Raw genomic sequence first — 12,618 nt, 5'->3', positions numbered from 1 at the left:
GCTGGCAGACGGTGAACTTCGCAACACCCGTCACCATCACCGCCAACACCACCTATGTCGCCTCCTACCACACGACCGGTGCCTATGTGGCGACCGATGGTTTCTTCACCAACGGTGTCAGCAACGGTCCGCTGTCGGCACTGTCCAGTGCCGCCGCCGGTGGCAACGGCGTCTATGCATATGGCGGATCGGCTACTACGGGGCTCTTCCCGACCAGCACCTATGATTCAGCCAACTACTATGCCGATGTGGTCTTCCGGCCGCAGCTCGCGGCGTGAAGCATCGGACGAGGTCAGGGGCGGGTTTCGAATGAGGCCAAGATGAAGCAAATGCCGCTCGCGGCGGAGGGCCATATCAAAAGGATGCCGACAACCAAGATCGATCGGCTCCCGGTAACAGTGCTCGCCGGCTTTCTGGGAGCCGGCAAGACGACGCTTCTCAGCCACGTCCTGAACAATCGCGAGGGTCTGCGGGTCGCCGTCATCGTCAACGATATGAGCGAAGTGAATATCGACGCCAGTCTCATTCGAGATGGCGGCTGCAACCTGTCGCATACGACGGAGACACTGGTTGAGCTCAGCAATGGCTGCATCTGCTGTACCCTGCGCAACGACCTGCTGACGGAAGTGCGGCGACTGGCCGAAGAGGGGCGATACGACTATCTGCTGATCGAAGGGACGGGTATCGCCGAGCCCCGCCCGATTGCGGCAACTTTTTCTTTCTGTGACGAAAACGGCGTTTCGCTCTCCGATTTTGCCAGACTCGACACGATGGTCACTGTGGTCGATGCCGCGAACCTGTTAGCCGACTACAGTAGCGTCGATCTACTTGCCGACCGTGGCCTGCAACGCGACGGTGAAGACCGGCGCACCCTCATCGATCTGCTGGTCGACCAGATCGAGTTTGCCGATGTCGTCGTGATCAACAAGATCTCGGACGCGACGGAAGAAGTCCGCGCGGAGATCCGCAAGATAGTCGCGTCTCTCAACCCGGATGCGCGTCAGGTGGAGACGGATCTCGGCAGGGTTTCTCTGGCAACTGTCCTCGATACCGGTCTCTTCGACGAAGAAAAGGCGGCCGCGCATCCTTTGTGGCATAAGGAATTGTACAGCCCGGGCCAACATGTTCCGGAGACGGAGGAATACGGGGTATCGAGCTTTGTCTACCGCACGAGGCGTCCCTTCGACCCCAAGCGGTTTCGCGCGTTCCTGGACGAGCCCTGGCCAGGGGTGCTGCGCGCCAAGGGCCATTTCTGGCTTGCCACGCGCCCGCGTCATGTGGGTCTGATGTCGGCTGCCGGGGTACAACGGCGCTGCGAACCGATGGGGCTCTGGTGGGCGGCCATTCCGCGGCAAGACTGGCCGAACCATCAGCAGTTTCATCAGCACCTGCAGAGCCGGTGGGACAGCGCCTGGGGCGACCGCCGGCAAGAACTGGTGTTCATTGGCGTTGGGATGGACGAGACAGGTGTGCGAGCCGCATTGGACGACTGCCTCGCCAGCGCGGACCCACGCGACTGGTCAGCTCTCGAAGATCCGTTCCCGGCCTGGTAGCGCGGGGGTGCAATGTTTGCGCCACGAACGCAGTGAGGCGGCGGCTCACTGCTTGCTGCCGAAAGCTCTCAGTCGTCGAGATAGCGTTCGGTCAAGCGCGCCCACATCGCGGCACCCACCGTCAGGGATTTGTCGGCAAAGTCGTATTTGGCGCTGTGCAGGATCGCCGATTCCACACCGTTGCCGAGCCGCAGGAAGCTGCCGGGCTTGTGCTCGAGGAAATGCGAGAAGTCTTCACTGCCGGGGATGAGGTTGCAGAGGGTTACCTTGTCGGCACCGACGAGCTCTTCTGCGACCGCGCGGGCGAATTCGGTTTCCGCCTCCGAATTGACGACCACGGGGTGTCCGCGCGTGTATTCGATCTCCGCCGTTGCGTCGTAACCATCGGCAATCGTTTCGGTGAGCCTGCGGATCCTGGCCTCCAGCGTGTCGCGCACCTTTGGATCGAAGGAGCGGATGCTGAGCAGCAGTTTTGCGCTTTCGGGGATGACGTTCGCGGCCTCGCCGGCATGGATCGCCCCGACCGTGACGACGGCGGTCTGTGTCGGATCGATGCTGCGGGAGACGACCGACTGCAGGCTGACGACGAGGTTGCAGGCAACGACCACCGGATCGACGGTGAGGTGCGGCCGCGAAGCGTGGCCGCCCTTGCCCCTGATCATGATCTCGGCGCTGTCGGCAGCCGCCATCAGCGGTCCCGACCGCATCAGCCAGGTGCCTTCGGGCGCGCCGGGATGATTGTGCAGACCAAAGATAACGTCGAAGGGAAAGCGTTCGAACAGCCCGTCGGCAATCATGGCGGGCGCACCGCTGAGTGCACCCGCCTCCTCGGCCGGCTGGAAAATGAGATTGACGGTTCCGTTGAAGCGGCGCGTGCGTGCCAGATATTCGGCGGCACCGAGAAGGATCGTCGTGTGGCCGTCATGCCCGCAGGCATGCATCTTGCCTGCCACCGTGCTGGCATAGGGGCGACCGGTTTCCTCGGTGATCGGCAGGGCATCCATATCGGCGCGGATGGCGATGCTCTTCTTTCCGGCGCCGACCGTCATGCGCGCAACCACGCCATGGCCGCCGACATTGCGGGCCACTTCATAACCCCAGGATTCCAGCTTTTCGGCAACGAAACGCGCGGTCTCGGCCTCTTCGAAGGAGAGCTCGGGATGGGCGTGGAGATGTCGGCGGATGGCTGTCAGCTCCGCTTCCATCGGTTCGAAATCGGAGAGGCGGGCAAAATCATTGTCGAGGGACATGGCAATTCCAGTTTCATGGGCGCGGTATCGCCGGCTGGCTCACGGTAGAGCGAGCCCGCAGGGCAAGAGCATGGGGAGCCGCCGCGCTAGATGAAGCGCGACAGGAAGCTTCTGGTGCGAGGGTGCTGCGGGTTGCCGATCACGTCTTCCGGCCTGCCCTGTTCCACGACCTTGCCGCCATCCATGAAGACGACGCGGTCGGCCGCTTCCCGCGCGAAACCGATCTCGTGGGTGACGACGATCATTGTCAGACCCTGGTTTGCAAGATCCCGCATGGTGGCGAGAACCTCGCCGACCAGTTCGGGGTCGAGTGCCGAGGTCGGTTCGTCGAAGAGCATCAGCTTCGGCTTGATGGCCAGCGCGCGGGCAATCGCCACACGCTGCTGCTGGCCGCCCGAAAGCTGGCGCGGGTAGCTGTCGGCCTTGGCCGAAAGCCCGACCCGTTCCAGGAGCTTCAGCGCATTTTCGGTCGCGACTTTTCGGCTTTCGCCGTGGATGCCGACCGGCGCCTCGATGATGTTCTGCAGCGCGGTCATATGCGGGTAGAGATTGAACTGCTGGAACACCATGCCGATCTTTCGCCGCTGCAGGGCGATCGCATGGTTCGACAGCTGCAGCAGCCGGTCCTTGTGCAGGCGGTAGCCGATCTGTTCGCCGTCCACCTCGATCGAACCCTGATTGATGGATTCGAGGTGGTTGATACAGCGCAGGAATGTCGACTTGCCGGAGCCGGAGGGTCCAAGGACGACGACGACCTCACCAGGCGCGACGTCGAGATCTATCCCCTTCAGCACTTCCAGATCCGCGAAGGACTTATGGACATTGCGGGCCTTGACGAGGGGCTCGATGGTGGAGATCGCGTTCATTCGCCTGCCTCCGTTGCCTGTGCCATGACAGCTTCTTCTTTTGCCGGTTTGGCGGCGCCCGTGCGGCGATCGCTGCGGCTGTAATAGCGCTCGATATAGGTCTGGCCGATATTCAGGACCGACGTGATGAGCAGGTACCAGAGAACGGCGACGAGCAGCATCGGCACGATCTCGAATGTGCGGTTGTAGATGGACTGCACCGAATAGAGGAGATCAGCCATGGCGATGACGCTGACGATCGAGGTTGCCTTGATCATGCTGATCAGCTGGTTTCCTGTCGGCGGGACGATCGAGCGCATGGCCTGCGGAATGATGATACGGCGAAGCGCGCGAATGCGCGTCATGCCGAAGGCTTCTGCCGTCTCGTACTGGCCCTTGTCCACCGAAAGCAGCCCGCCGCGGATGACTTCCGCCATATAGGCGGACTCATTGAGCGCGAGACCGGCGATCGCGGCCGTCATCGGGCTGATCACCGAATTCGTATCCCAGCTCATGAAGGTCGGGCCGAAGGGAATGCCAAGAGACAAAGTCGGAAACAGCGTTGAAAGATTGTACCAGAAGATCAGCTGCACCAGCAGCGGGGTTCCGCGAAAGAACCAGATGAACAGCGAGGCGAGCGAGCTTGCCAGCCGATCCCTAGACATTCTCGCGACAGCCAGCACGAGGCCGAGCGCGATGCCGATGATCATTGCCACGACCGTGAGGCCTAGCGAGACGTAAAGGCCACTGATGACGGTCGGGTCGAAGAAATATTGAGCGACGACCGGCCAGCCGAAATTCTCGTTATGCGCGACGGACCAGGCCCAATAGGCGACGATCGCAAGCGTGATGCCCCAGGCCGCGACTCGGCCCTTGGGGAAGGGCTTGTGGGCATGGGCCACATCCCGGCTTCTCGCATCGCCGGAGGGCGATGCGAGTGTTTGCGTTTGAGTGCTCATTTCGGAAGCGTCCCACCGAGGTTGATACCGGGCTCCTTGATCATGTTGTTCTCAAGGCCCCATTTCTTCATGATCGTGGCATAGGTGCCATTGTCCATCAGCACCTTGACTGCATCGCGCAGGACGGGGCCGAGCGGCGAGCCCTTCGCGACGACCGCGCCCTGATAGAGGTTCTCGAAGCCGTTCTTCTGTCCCACACCGGTCAGTTCCAGCTGGCCGTTGGCCTGCGACACGAAATAGGTGAGCGGCGCCTGGGAGGAGAAGAAGGCATCCGACCGCTTGGAACGGACGGCAAGGATTGAGCTCGGCTGGTCGGTGAAGGACTGCACCTCGATCGCGCCCTTGCCATCGGTCTTGCACTTTTCGGCCTGCACCTGGATGACCTTTTCGGCCGAGCCGCCGGCCATGACGGCGATGCGGTTGCCGCAGGCGGTATCGAGCGAGGTGATGCCCTTCGGATTGCCCTTCTGCACCGAGAAAACCACGAATTCCTGCACCCAGTCGACGAAATCGTTGGATTCCTCGCGGCTCTTGAAGTCTCCGACGGGACCGAAGGCAAACTGGTAACGACCGGAATTGACACCGGCCAGCAGCGCCGGCAGGCCACCGACCGTCTCATGCTCGATCTTGACGCCGAGAACCTGACCGAGCGCATCGGTCAGATCGGCGCTGGCGCCGGTCATCTCGGTGCCCGTGACGATTTCATAGGGAGGAAACGAGCCATTGTTGACGGAGATCATCTTGCCGGACGTGCGGATCGCTTCGGGCAACTGCGCATGAAGCGCGTCGTTGACCGAAAGCTTGGGCAGGGTCGCATCTTCAGCGAAGGCCGTTCCCGAGATCACCACGCTCGTCAGAGCAAGGCATGCAATTTTCCTGATCGACATTATTTAGTTCCCCTGTTTGGTTTGAATTTATGCGTTTCGTGTTGCGCTCAACCGATGCGGCTACCGTCCACATCGAAGGAGAAGAGGTCTTCCGGCGTCATCAGCTGCGGCAGGATGCCCTGGACGTGAAGCTCGCTGGCGAAGTCGGCGATCATTTTGCGGTTGACCGCAAAGCCGCTGGCCTCCCAGCCGACTGGAAGCTCGGCCGCCGACTTCAGAAGCTCGTCCAGCATGAAAGGCGAGGTGTCGGCGTATTTGCGGCGTTTGCTCAGCCACATCTGCTGCGATTCATCGATCAGCTTGCTGAGCTCTTCGATCACCCACGGGTTCTGCGCGACGATGCCCGCCTTGATGCCGATCAGATGCATGCCGGGAACATAGCCCACATCATCGAAATATCGACGTTCAGCACCTCTGAAGTCGGAAAGGACCTGCCGGAACGGCGATCCTCCGCCGAAATAGCCGTCAGGCATGAAAGGCGTGAAGATCGCGTCCAGGAAGCCTTCCTTGAGCAGGTCGACCATGGGGCGCTCGCCGGGAGCCGCTTCAATACGGCCGGGCCGGCCGAATCCGTCCAGACGATCGACGATCGGATGCGCGTCCGTCAGGCGGCCCGCATACCACATGGCATCTTCGACGCCGACGCCCTCGCGGCGCAGCGCCGCTCTTGTCCAGGTGTTTCCGGAGTCGCGCCATCCGGTGACGCCGATGCGCTTTCCGGCGAGCTCGCCGAGTTCGGTGATAGGGCCGTCCTTGCGGGTGATGACGCAGCGGTGACGGAAGCCGCGCATAATGAAGTTCGGGATGCCGACGACGCTCTCGTCGCCGTCAATGCACAGCTGCGTATAGCGGCTGAAGGACATTTCTGCGACATCATAGTGGTCGCTCTTGCCGAGATGCGAGAGCAATGTGCCGACGCGGTCGACCGTGATGTCAAGCTTGGGAGAGGAGACATCGCCGAGAACCAGGGGCGTCATGTAGTCCCAGTCACGCAGGGCAAGTCGCAGGCTAAGGGGCATCGGCATTCACTCGCAAAGACCTTGTTTTCGGAACAATTAAATGTTCAAATTTGTCCGATCAAATGTTATTACGTTATTGAACATTAAAAGTGGTGATTAAATGAGCGATACTGTCGATGCGGTATGGTTTGCCCAAAAATTGACCGATCGGACAATTCGGGGAATTGCAATTGAAACCAGTGCTTTGATCCGGGCCGGGGCACTTCCCGTCGGAACGAAGCTGCCGCCGATCCGCGATCTCGCCTTTGCGCTGGGGATCAGCCCGGCGACAATCTCCGAGGCCTGGAGCGAGCTGAGACGCCAGAAAATCATTACCGGCAGGGGACGGAACGGCACCTGGGTGAGCGGTGATCGTTTCGTGGCGAAACCCGAACGGCTCGGCAGTTCCGGCCGTTATGGAGCCGACGTGCTCGATCTGACATCGGCCGTGCCGGATATCAGGCTTTTGCCGAAGCTTACCGAAGCCATGGCCTACGGAGCGTCGGCGGAAAATCTCAACAGCTACGAGCGAAGCCGCATTCTTCCGGAACTCGAAGAGATTGTCCGAAAGACCTGGCCATACGAACCGGAGGCGTTCCTGGCGACGAACGGGGGCTATAACGCGGTCTACACGCTCATCCAGGCGCTCGTCATGCCCGGCGCGTCCGTTGCAATCGAAGACCCGACCGCGATGCGGCTTCTCGATATCCTGGAGGATCGCGGCGTGCAGATCCTTCCGGTCCAGTGCGATCGGGAAGGGCCTCTGCCTGCGTCTCTCCAAGCCGCAATGAAGCTGCGGCCCGTCGCCTTCATTTTCCAGCCGCGGCTTCACTCGGTAACCGGTCAGCACGTCAGCAGCGAGCGGTTGCAAAGGCTTGGAGACATTCTCGACGGTACCGACACCTTGATCGTCGAGGATGACGGTGTCGCCGATATTTCCACGGCTCCGCGTCATTCGCTCGGCGACCGGTTTGCCGACCGGACCATTCACATTCTCTCCTATTCAAAGACGCATGGTCCGGATCTGAGGCTTGCTGTGCTCTCGAGCTCGCGGGCGATCGTCGAACAGATCCAGTCCTACCGCAGCTTCAGCGCCGGCTGGACAAGCCGCATTCTTCAAGCGGCCACCGCATGGCTCCTGCGGGATCCCGCCACACAAACCTCGCTTGAACGCTCTCGCGAGGTCTATTTCCTGCGTCGGGCCGATCTGGTCGATGCCCTGGGTGAGCGTGGGATCGAGGCGCAGCATGGCAGCGGCCTGTGTGCCTGGGTGCCGGTCGCATCCGAACCCTTCGCGATGGTCACGCTGGCGGCGCGAGGTATTGCGGTTCATCCTGGTGCCAAATTTTCCATCCTTCCAAGCGCACATCTTCGCGTGGCGACGGCCATATTGTCCGATCGGGTAAACGACGTGGCCGACTCGATCGCCCTCGCCGCCAGCCCGGCCTAGTCTTTAGTGTCGCTCCAGTTATTCCAGCACTTCATGGTGTTTGGAGACGTCAGCAGATCCGCGGTACTGCGCGGCGAGCTTCCGGCAGGCGCGCAGGGTCAGAGCCATGACGGTCAAGGTCGTACCCGCTGTGCCGCCACCGGGAAAGGCGCTGGCATCGGTCACGAGAAGATTGGGCACGTCCCAGCTCTGGTTCCAGCCGTTGAGGACGGAATTTTCCGGCGAGGTGCCCATGCGCGCGCCGCCGCTTTCATGGATTGCCGCACCCATGCACATGGTCTTTCGGAACCATTTGCGGAACAGGAAACGGCTTAAGGGGTCGGCATCCGGGAAGGCCCCACGGCCCATTTCCCTCAGGCCAAGCGGCGATCCGATGAAGTCGAGCTCGCCGCCGGCACCTTTCACCATGTCGATCAGGGTCTTTTCCTGTCTGCGGATCAGCTCCTGCTCGGGCTCGTGCATGGTGCAGCGGATGTGCGGCACCGGAATGCCCCAGGCGTCCTTGCGGCTGGCATCAAGGGTAATACGATTGTCGGCATGCGGCAGCATCAGGCCGAAGCCGAAGAAGGCAAGGCTCGACGGCTCGTTGTCGCCCACCGGCGCGCGGCCGACGCTGCCCTGATAGGCGAAGTCGCCGCGCGGCGCCTTTCCTTCCACATTGTCGAAGCGCGGCACGAAGATCCCGCCCGACGGATTGTAGAATGGGTCCTGCGGCGCCGACTCGTCATGCGACCAGCCACGGGCGGGTGGGAAGGTGCCGAAGGCCAGGCAGGGCAACTGATCCATGAAGTAGCGGCCGAGCGTGCCCGAACTATTGCCAAGCCCGTTCGGGTGCTCCGCCGAAGCCGAATTCAGGAGCAGTCGAACGCTTTCGATCGGCGAGGCGCAGAGGACGACGTTTTCGGCACGCGCAGAGTGAACGGCGCCGGAATTGCGATCGATATATTCTGCACCCGTTGCCCGGCCCGTCTGCGCATCCGTCCTAATGCGGCGCACGATCGCATCGTGACGGATTGTCAGATTACCGCTTGCGAGCGCCTCGCGCAGCGGGCGCGGTACGCGCTCGGCGTCCGGCGCAATATAGCGCCAAGATACGACATGCCGTTCGGGCGCCCGGCTTTCGACAGTCCTCTTGAAGAGTTCTTCCGCCGGCGTCAGCCCGGCAGGGCGGGAATAGACGCCGTCCGGCAAGGTCGAGACATGGTCCTGATTGCCGTAGAGGCCAAGATGGCTTTCTGCCTCGGCATAGAAGGGGGCGAGTTCGTCATAGGAGACGGGCCAGTCGATACCGCGGCCGCTGCGGCTCTCGATCCTGAAATCATCGTCGCTCCAGCGCAGCAGCACGCGCCCGAAACTGTGCAGGCGTCCGCCCGACTGCCGGCCGCGGATCCACAGGAAGGGCTCGCCGCGCGGCGTGGTATAGGGGTTCTTCCGGTCATTGACGAAGAAGCGGCTGAAGCGTTCGGTGAAGAAAGCGGCGCGCGCCTGCACCGGCTGGCCCTTGATGGTTGCCCGTGCCCGCTCCCAGATGTTGATGGCGCTTGCGGGCGGTTTCTTGCGGGTGGGATCGAAATCTTTCTTGCCGATCTCAGGGCCGGCTTCGAGAAGCAGGACGGATAGACCATTGGCCGTCAATTCCATGGCGGCAAAAGAGCCGGCCGCGCCGGAGCCGATCACCAGCGCATCATACACTTTTTCAGACATGTCGTTCAAAACCTGACTTCATCAACGGAATGGAACCGGCAGCACCATCTCTCTGCTGCCGGGAGAGCACGGCTCAGAGGCGACTGCCGTCCCCTGCAAAAAGCGATGCTTTGGAGAGATCGAGACCGATGCCGATGACATCGCCCGGCTGGAGCGTGAGATCGCCCATCACGCGCAGCGACAGGGTCGTATCTCTCCAGGTGAGCCATACGATCGTGTCGGAGCCCATCGGTTCCAGGACTGAGACGGTTGCCAGAAACGCGGCGTCCCCGGCATCCGGGCGAATGCCGAGATGCTCCGGACGCACGCCAAGCGTTGCAGGCCCTGGTTTCGGCGCAGAAGCGAAGCCGTAGTCGGTCATATCGAGGACAAGATCGCCCGCCTTAAACAGCACCTTGTCGCCGTCCCGTTCGATGCTGCCCTGGATGAAATTCATCGAGGGGGCACCGATGAAGCCGGCTACGAAGAGGTTGACCGGCCGATGATAAATCTCTGCAGGCGTGCCCAACTGCTGGATCACGCCGTCCTTCATGATGGCAATGCGGTCGGCAAGGGTCAGTGCCTCCACTTGGTCATGGGTGACGTAGATCATCGTGTTGCCGAGCTGCTGGTGCAGCTTCTTGATCTCGACGCGCAGTTCGTTGCGTAGTTTGGCATCGAGGTTCGACAGTGGTTCGTCGAACAGGAAGACGTCGACTTCGCGTACCAGCGCGCGGCCGATCGCGACACGCTGGCGCTGGCCGCCGGAAAGCTCGGCCGGGCGGCGGTCGAGCAGCTTTTCAAGATGGAGAAGCGATGCCGCCCGCTCGACCCGGCTGTCGATCTCCGGCTTCGGCAGGCCCGCGACCCTGAGGCCGAAGGAGAGGTTCTTGCGCACCGTCATGCGCGGATAGAGCGCATAGGACTGAAACACCATGCCGATGCCGCGATCCTTCGGCTCTTCCCAGGTAACGTTTTCTCCCGAGATCCAGATTTCTCCGTCGGTGATGTCGGAAAGACCGGCGATCGCGTTCAGCAGTGTCGACTTGCCGCAGCCGGACGGACCGAGCAGGACGAGGAATTCCTTCGGGGCGATATCGAGCGACATTTGCTCGATCACCGTATGGTCGCCATAGCTGATCTTCAGGTCTTTGATGGAAACAGCAGAATGCATCGGCTTATCCCTTGACGGCGCCGGCCGCGATCCCGCGGACGAACCAGCGTCCGGACAGGAAATAGATGGCGAGCGGAATGATGGCAGTGAGGATGGTGGCCGCCATGTTGACGTTGTAGTTGCGCTCGCCCATCGTCGTGTTGACGATGTTGTTGAGCTGTACGGTCATCGGCAGATTGTCGCGTCCGGCAAAGACGACGCCGAGCAGGAAGTCGTTCCAGATGCCCGTGAACTGGAACATCGAGGCGACGACGATCATCGGAAGCGCCATTGGCAGCATGATCTCGATGAAGATCCGCCAGAAGCCGGCGCCATCGACGCGCGCTGCCTTGAAAAGCTCTTCCGGGATGGTGACGAAGTAGTTGCGGAAGAGCAGCGTCACCAGCGGCAGACCGAACAGCACATGCACGAGAATGATGCCGCCAAGGCTGTTGTAGAAGCCCATCACCGCCATGGCCCGCACCAGCGGATAGAGAAAGATCTGGTAGGGCACGAGCGCCCCGGCCATCAGCAGGCCGAACATCAGTCGTCCTGCCTTCGGGCGCCAGAAGGACAGTGCATAGCCGTTGACCGCGCCGATCAGCACGGAGATCACGACAGCCGGCACGGTGATCTTCACCGAATTCAGGAAACCCATGCGCACGCCGGTGCATTCGCTGCCGGCACAGGCGCCGGCCCAGGCCGTCTGCCAGGCGGTAAAATCCGGGCGCAGTGGCAGCGCGAAGATCTGTCCCAGCCGAATCTCGTCCATGGTCTTCAGCGACGTGACGATCATCACGTAAAGCGGCACGGCGAAGAACAGCGCAGCGGAGATGAGAAAGGCATAAAGGCCGATGCGCGCTACGGTGATCTGCGTCGGCCTGGGGCCACGAGGATGGGTCATAGCGTACCTGCCTGCCGCCGGGCGCGGATATGTTGGGCATAGCGGAAGGGCGCGACGATGATCAGCACGGTCAGAAGCAGGATCGTCGCCGCGGCCGTCGCAAGGCCGAGATTCTGGCGCTGGAACAGATTGTCCATGATGAATTTCGCGGGTACCTCGGTCGCCGATCCCGGCCCGCCATTGGTGAGCGCCACGACGATATCGTAGGTCTTGATCACGCCCATGGAGAGCAGCGTGCCGGCCGCCGCAAAGGCTGGCGTCAGTTGCGGCAGGATGATCGAAACATAGGTGCGCCAGACAGGAATGCCGTCGATGCGGGCTGCGCACCACTGCTCGCCATCGATGCCGCGCATGCCGGCCAGCACAAGGATCATGACGAGGCCGGCACCCTGCCAGAGGGCCGCGATCACCACCGCATAGATCGCAAGGTCCCGGTTGATGATCCAGTCGAAGGTGAAACTCTGCCAGCCAAGCGCACGCACGCTGGCCTGCACACCGAGCGTCGGGTTCATCATCCATTGCCAGATCAGGCCGGTGACGACGAAGGACATGGCATAGGGATAGAGAAAGATCGTCCGGAAGGCGCTTTCGAAGCGCACCTTGCGATCGAGAGCGGCGGCAAGCAGGAAGCCGACAAACAGGCAGCCGAAGACGTAAAGCACGCCGAAGATGATCAGGTTCTGGAAGGAGACCAGCCATTTGGCGGTCTGAAACAGCTTGGAATATTGTTCGAACCCAACGAAATTCCACGATGGGAACAGCCGCGAATTGGTGAAGGAGAGGGTCACCGACCAGACCATGGTGCCGAGATAGACGACGACCACCGCAGCCCAGGTCGGGATGAGAGCGATGAGCGCCGCCTTAGAGCGGTTATGCTTCCGTTTCATCAGAGCGTCTTTGCAAGGGGCTTCGAAAGCCGCCTGCACCGGTGTTGCG

General features: G+C 61.6%; 12 protein-coding genes. 3 read left to right on the top strand and 9 right to left on the bottom strand.

The genetic code is table 11. The features are described 5' to 3' along the window. Both FHT82_RS18930 and FHT82_RS18925 read left to right on the top strand, forming a co-directional pair. Nucleotides 1–278 (top strand): DUF4082 domain-containing protein (locus tag FHT82_RS18930; protein ID WP_183734159.1); only part of this gene is annotated, 278 nt, incomplete at its 5' end. A gap of 51 nt (nt 279–329) precedes the next feature. Beyond that, complete coding sequence (locus tag FHT82_RS18925; RefSeq protein WP_183734215.1) at nt 330–1,553, top strand: GTP-binding protein; 1,224 nt, start codon at nt 330–332, stop codon at nt 1,551–1,553. A gap of 68 nt (nt 1,554–1,621) precedes the next feature. Here FHT82_RS18925 and FHT82_RS18920 read toward each other — a convergent pair whose 3' ends face one another. The 5 genes from FHT82_RS18920 to FHT82_RS18900 all read right to left on the bottom strand — a co-directional run bounded on the left by FHT82_RS18920 (nt 1,622) and on the right by FHT82_RS18900 (nt 6,513). After that, complete coding sequence (locus FHT82_RS18920; protein WP_183734157.1) at nt 1,622–2,803, bottom strand: M20 aminoacylase family protein; 1,182 nt, start codon at nt 2,801–2,803, stop codon at nt 1,622–1,624. Between the two features lie 86 nt (nt 2,804–2,889). Beyond that, on the bottom strand, nt 2,890–3,669 hold the full coding sequence (locus FHT82_RS18915; protein ID WP_183734155.1) for an amino acid ABC transporter ATP-binding protein: 780 nt from the start codon (nt 3,667–3,669) through the stop codon (nt 2,890–2,892). Then, the gene (locus FHT82_RS18910) at nt 3,666–4,607 is read right to left on the bottom strand and encodes an amino acid ABC transporter permease (protein ID WP_183734153.1); all 942 of its coding nucleotides are present in this window, start codon (nt 4,605–4,607) and stop codon (nt 3,666–3,668) included. Before FHT82_RS18910 ends, FHT82_RS18915 begins: the two co-directional genes overlap by 4 nt. Then, nucleotides 4,604–5,494 (bottom strand): ABC transporter substrate-binding protein, encoded by an 891-nt coding sequence (locus tag FHT82_RS18905; protein WP_183734151.1) that lies wholly within the window; start codon nt 5,492–5,494, stop codon nt 4,604–4,606. Before FHT82_RS18905 ends, FHT82_RS18910 begins: the two co-directional genes overlap by 4 nt. Before the next feature lie 47 nt (nt 5,495–5,541). Next, the gene (locus tag FHT82_RS18900; protein ID WP_183734149.1) at nt 5,542–6,513 is read right to left on the bottom strand and encodes a nitrate ABC transporter substrate-binding protein; all 972 of its coding nucleotides are present in this window, start codon (nt 6,511–6,513) and stop codon (nt 5,542–5,544) included. A gap of 100 nt (nt 6,514–6,613) precedes the next feature. On the opposite strand from FHT82_RS18900, the gene FHT82_RS18895 reads away from it, so the two are divergent. Beyond that, entirely contained in the window at nt 6,614–7,942 is a 1,329-nt protein-coding gene (locus tag FHT82_RS18895; protein WP_183734147.1) for an aminotransferase class I/II-fold pyridoxal phosphate-dependent enzyme, read from the top strand. Between the two features lie 18 nt (nt 7,943–7,960). Here FHT82_RS18895 and FHT82_RS18890 read toward each other — a convergent pair whose 3' ends face one another. The 4 genes from FHT82_RS18890 to FHT82_RS18875 all read right to left on the bottom strand — a co-directional run bounded on the left by FHT82_RS18890 (nt 7,961) and on the right by FHT82_RS18875 (nt 12,569). Continuing rightward, entirely contained in the window at nt 7,961–9,646 is a 1,686-nt protein-coding gene (locus FHT82_RS18890) for a GMC family oxidoreductase (protein ID WP_183734145.1), read from the bottom strand. A gap of 73 nt (nt 9,647–9,719) precedes the next feature. Further along, nucleotides 9,720–10,799, bottom strand: coding sequence for a sn-glycerol-3-phosphate ABC transporter ATP-binding protein UgpC (gene ugpC / locus FHT82_RS18885; protein WP_183734143.1), 1,080 nt, complete (start codon nt 10,797–10,799; stop codon nt 9,720–9,722). 4 nt (nt 10,800–10,803) lie between these two features. Beyond that, nucleotides 10,804–11,682 carry a carbohydrate ABC transporter permease gene (locus tag FHT82_RS18880; protein ID WP_183734142.1) on the bottom strand — a complete coding sequence of 293 codons (879 nt, stop codon included), beginning with the start codon at nt 11,680–11,682 and terminating at the stop codon, nt 10,804–10,806. Then, nucleotides 11,679–12,569 (bottom strand): sugar ABC transporter permease, encoded by an 891-nt coding sequence (locus FHT82_RS18875; protein ID WP_183734140.1) that lies wholly within the window; start codon nt 12,567–12,569, stop codon nt 11,679–11,681. Before FHT82_RS18875 ends, FHT82_RS18880 begins: the two co-directional genes overlap by 4 nt. Nucleotides 12,570–12,618 lie beyond the last annotated feature (49 nt).

The sequence above is a fragment of the Rhizobium sp. BK275 genome (assembly GCF_014193555.1).
Taxonomy (GTDB): Bacteria; Pseudomonadota; Alphaproteobacteria; order Rhizobiales; family Rhizobiaceae; genus Rhizobium.
Note: the sequence above shows the minus strand (reverse complement) of the source record. Positions and strands in the feature narration are given on the sequence as shown.

Coding starts and splice junctions, on each gene's coding strand:
- FHT82_RS18925 (WP_183734215.1), top strand. CDS start 330: ATGCCGCTCGCGGCGGAGGGCCATATCAAAAGGATGCCGACAACCAAG.
- FHT82_RS18920 (WP_183734157.1), bottom strand. CDS start 2,803: ATGTCCCTCGACAATGATTTTGCCCGCCTCTCCGATTTCGAACCGATG.
- FHT82_RS18915 (WP_183734155.1), bottom strand. CDS start 3,669: ATGAACGCGATCTCCACCATCGAGCCCCTCGTCAAGGCCCGCAATGTC.
- FHT82_RS18910 (WP_183734153.1), bottom strand. CDS start 4,607: ATGAGCACTCAAACGCAAACACTCGCATCGCCCTCCGGCGATGCGAGA.
- FHT82_RS18905 (WP_183734151.1), bottom strand. CDS start 5,494: ATGTCGATCAGGAAAATTGCATGCCTTGCTCTGACGAGCGTGGTGATC.
- FHT82_RS18900 (WP_183734149.1), bottom strand. CDS start 6,513: ATGCCCCTTAGCCTGCGACTTGCCCTGCGTGACTGGGACTACATGACG.
- FHT82_RS18895 (WP_183734147.1), top strand. CDS start 6,614: ATGAGCGATACTGTCGATGCGGTATGGTTTGCCCAAAAATTGACCGAT.
- FHT82_RS18890 (WP_183734145.1), bottom strand. CDS start 9,646: ATGTCTGAAAAAGTGTATGATGCGCTGGTGATCGGCTCCGGCGCGGCC.
- ugpC (WP_183734143.1), bottom strand. CDS start 10,799: ATGCATTCTGCTGTTTCCATCAAAGACCTGAAGATCAGCTATGGCGAC.
- FHT82_RS18880 (WP_183734142.1), bottom strand. CDS start 11,682: ATGACCCATCCTCGTGGCCCCAGGCCGACGCAGATCACCGTAGCGCGC.
- FHT82_RS18875 (WP_183734140.1), bottom strand. CDS start 12,569: ATGAAACGGAAGCATAACCGCTCTAAGGCGGCGCTCATCGCTCTCATC.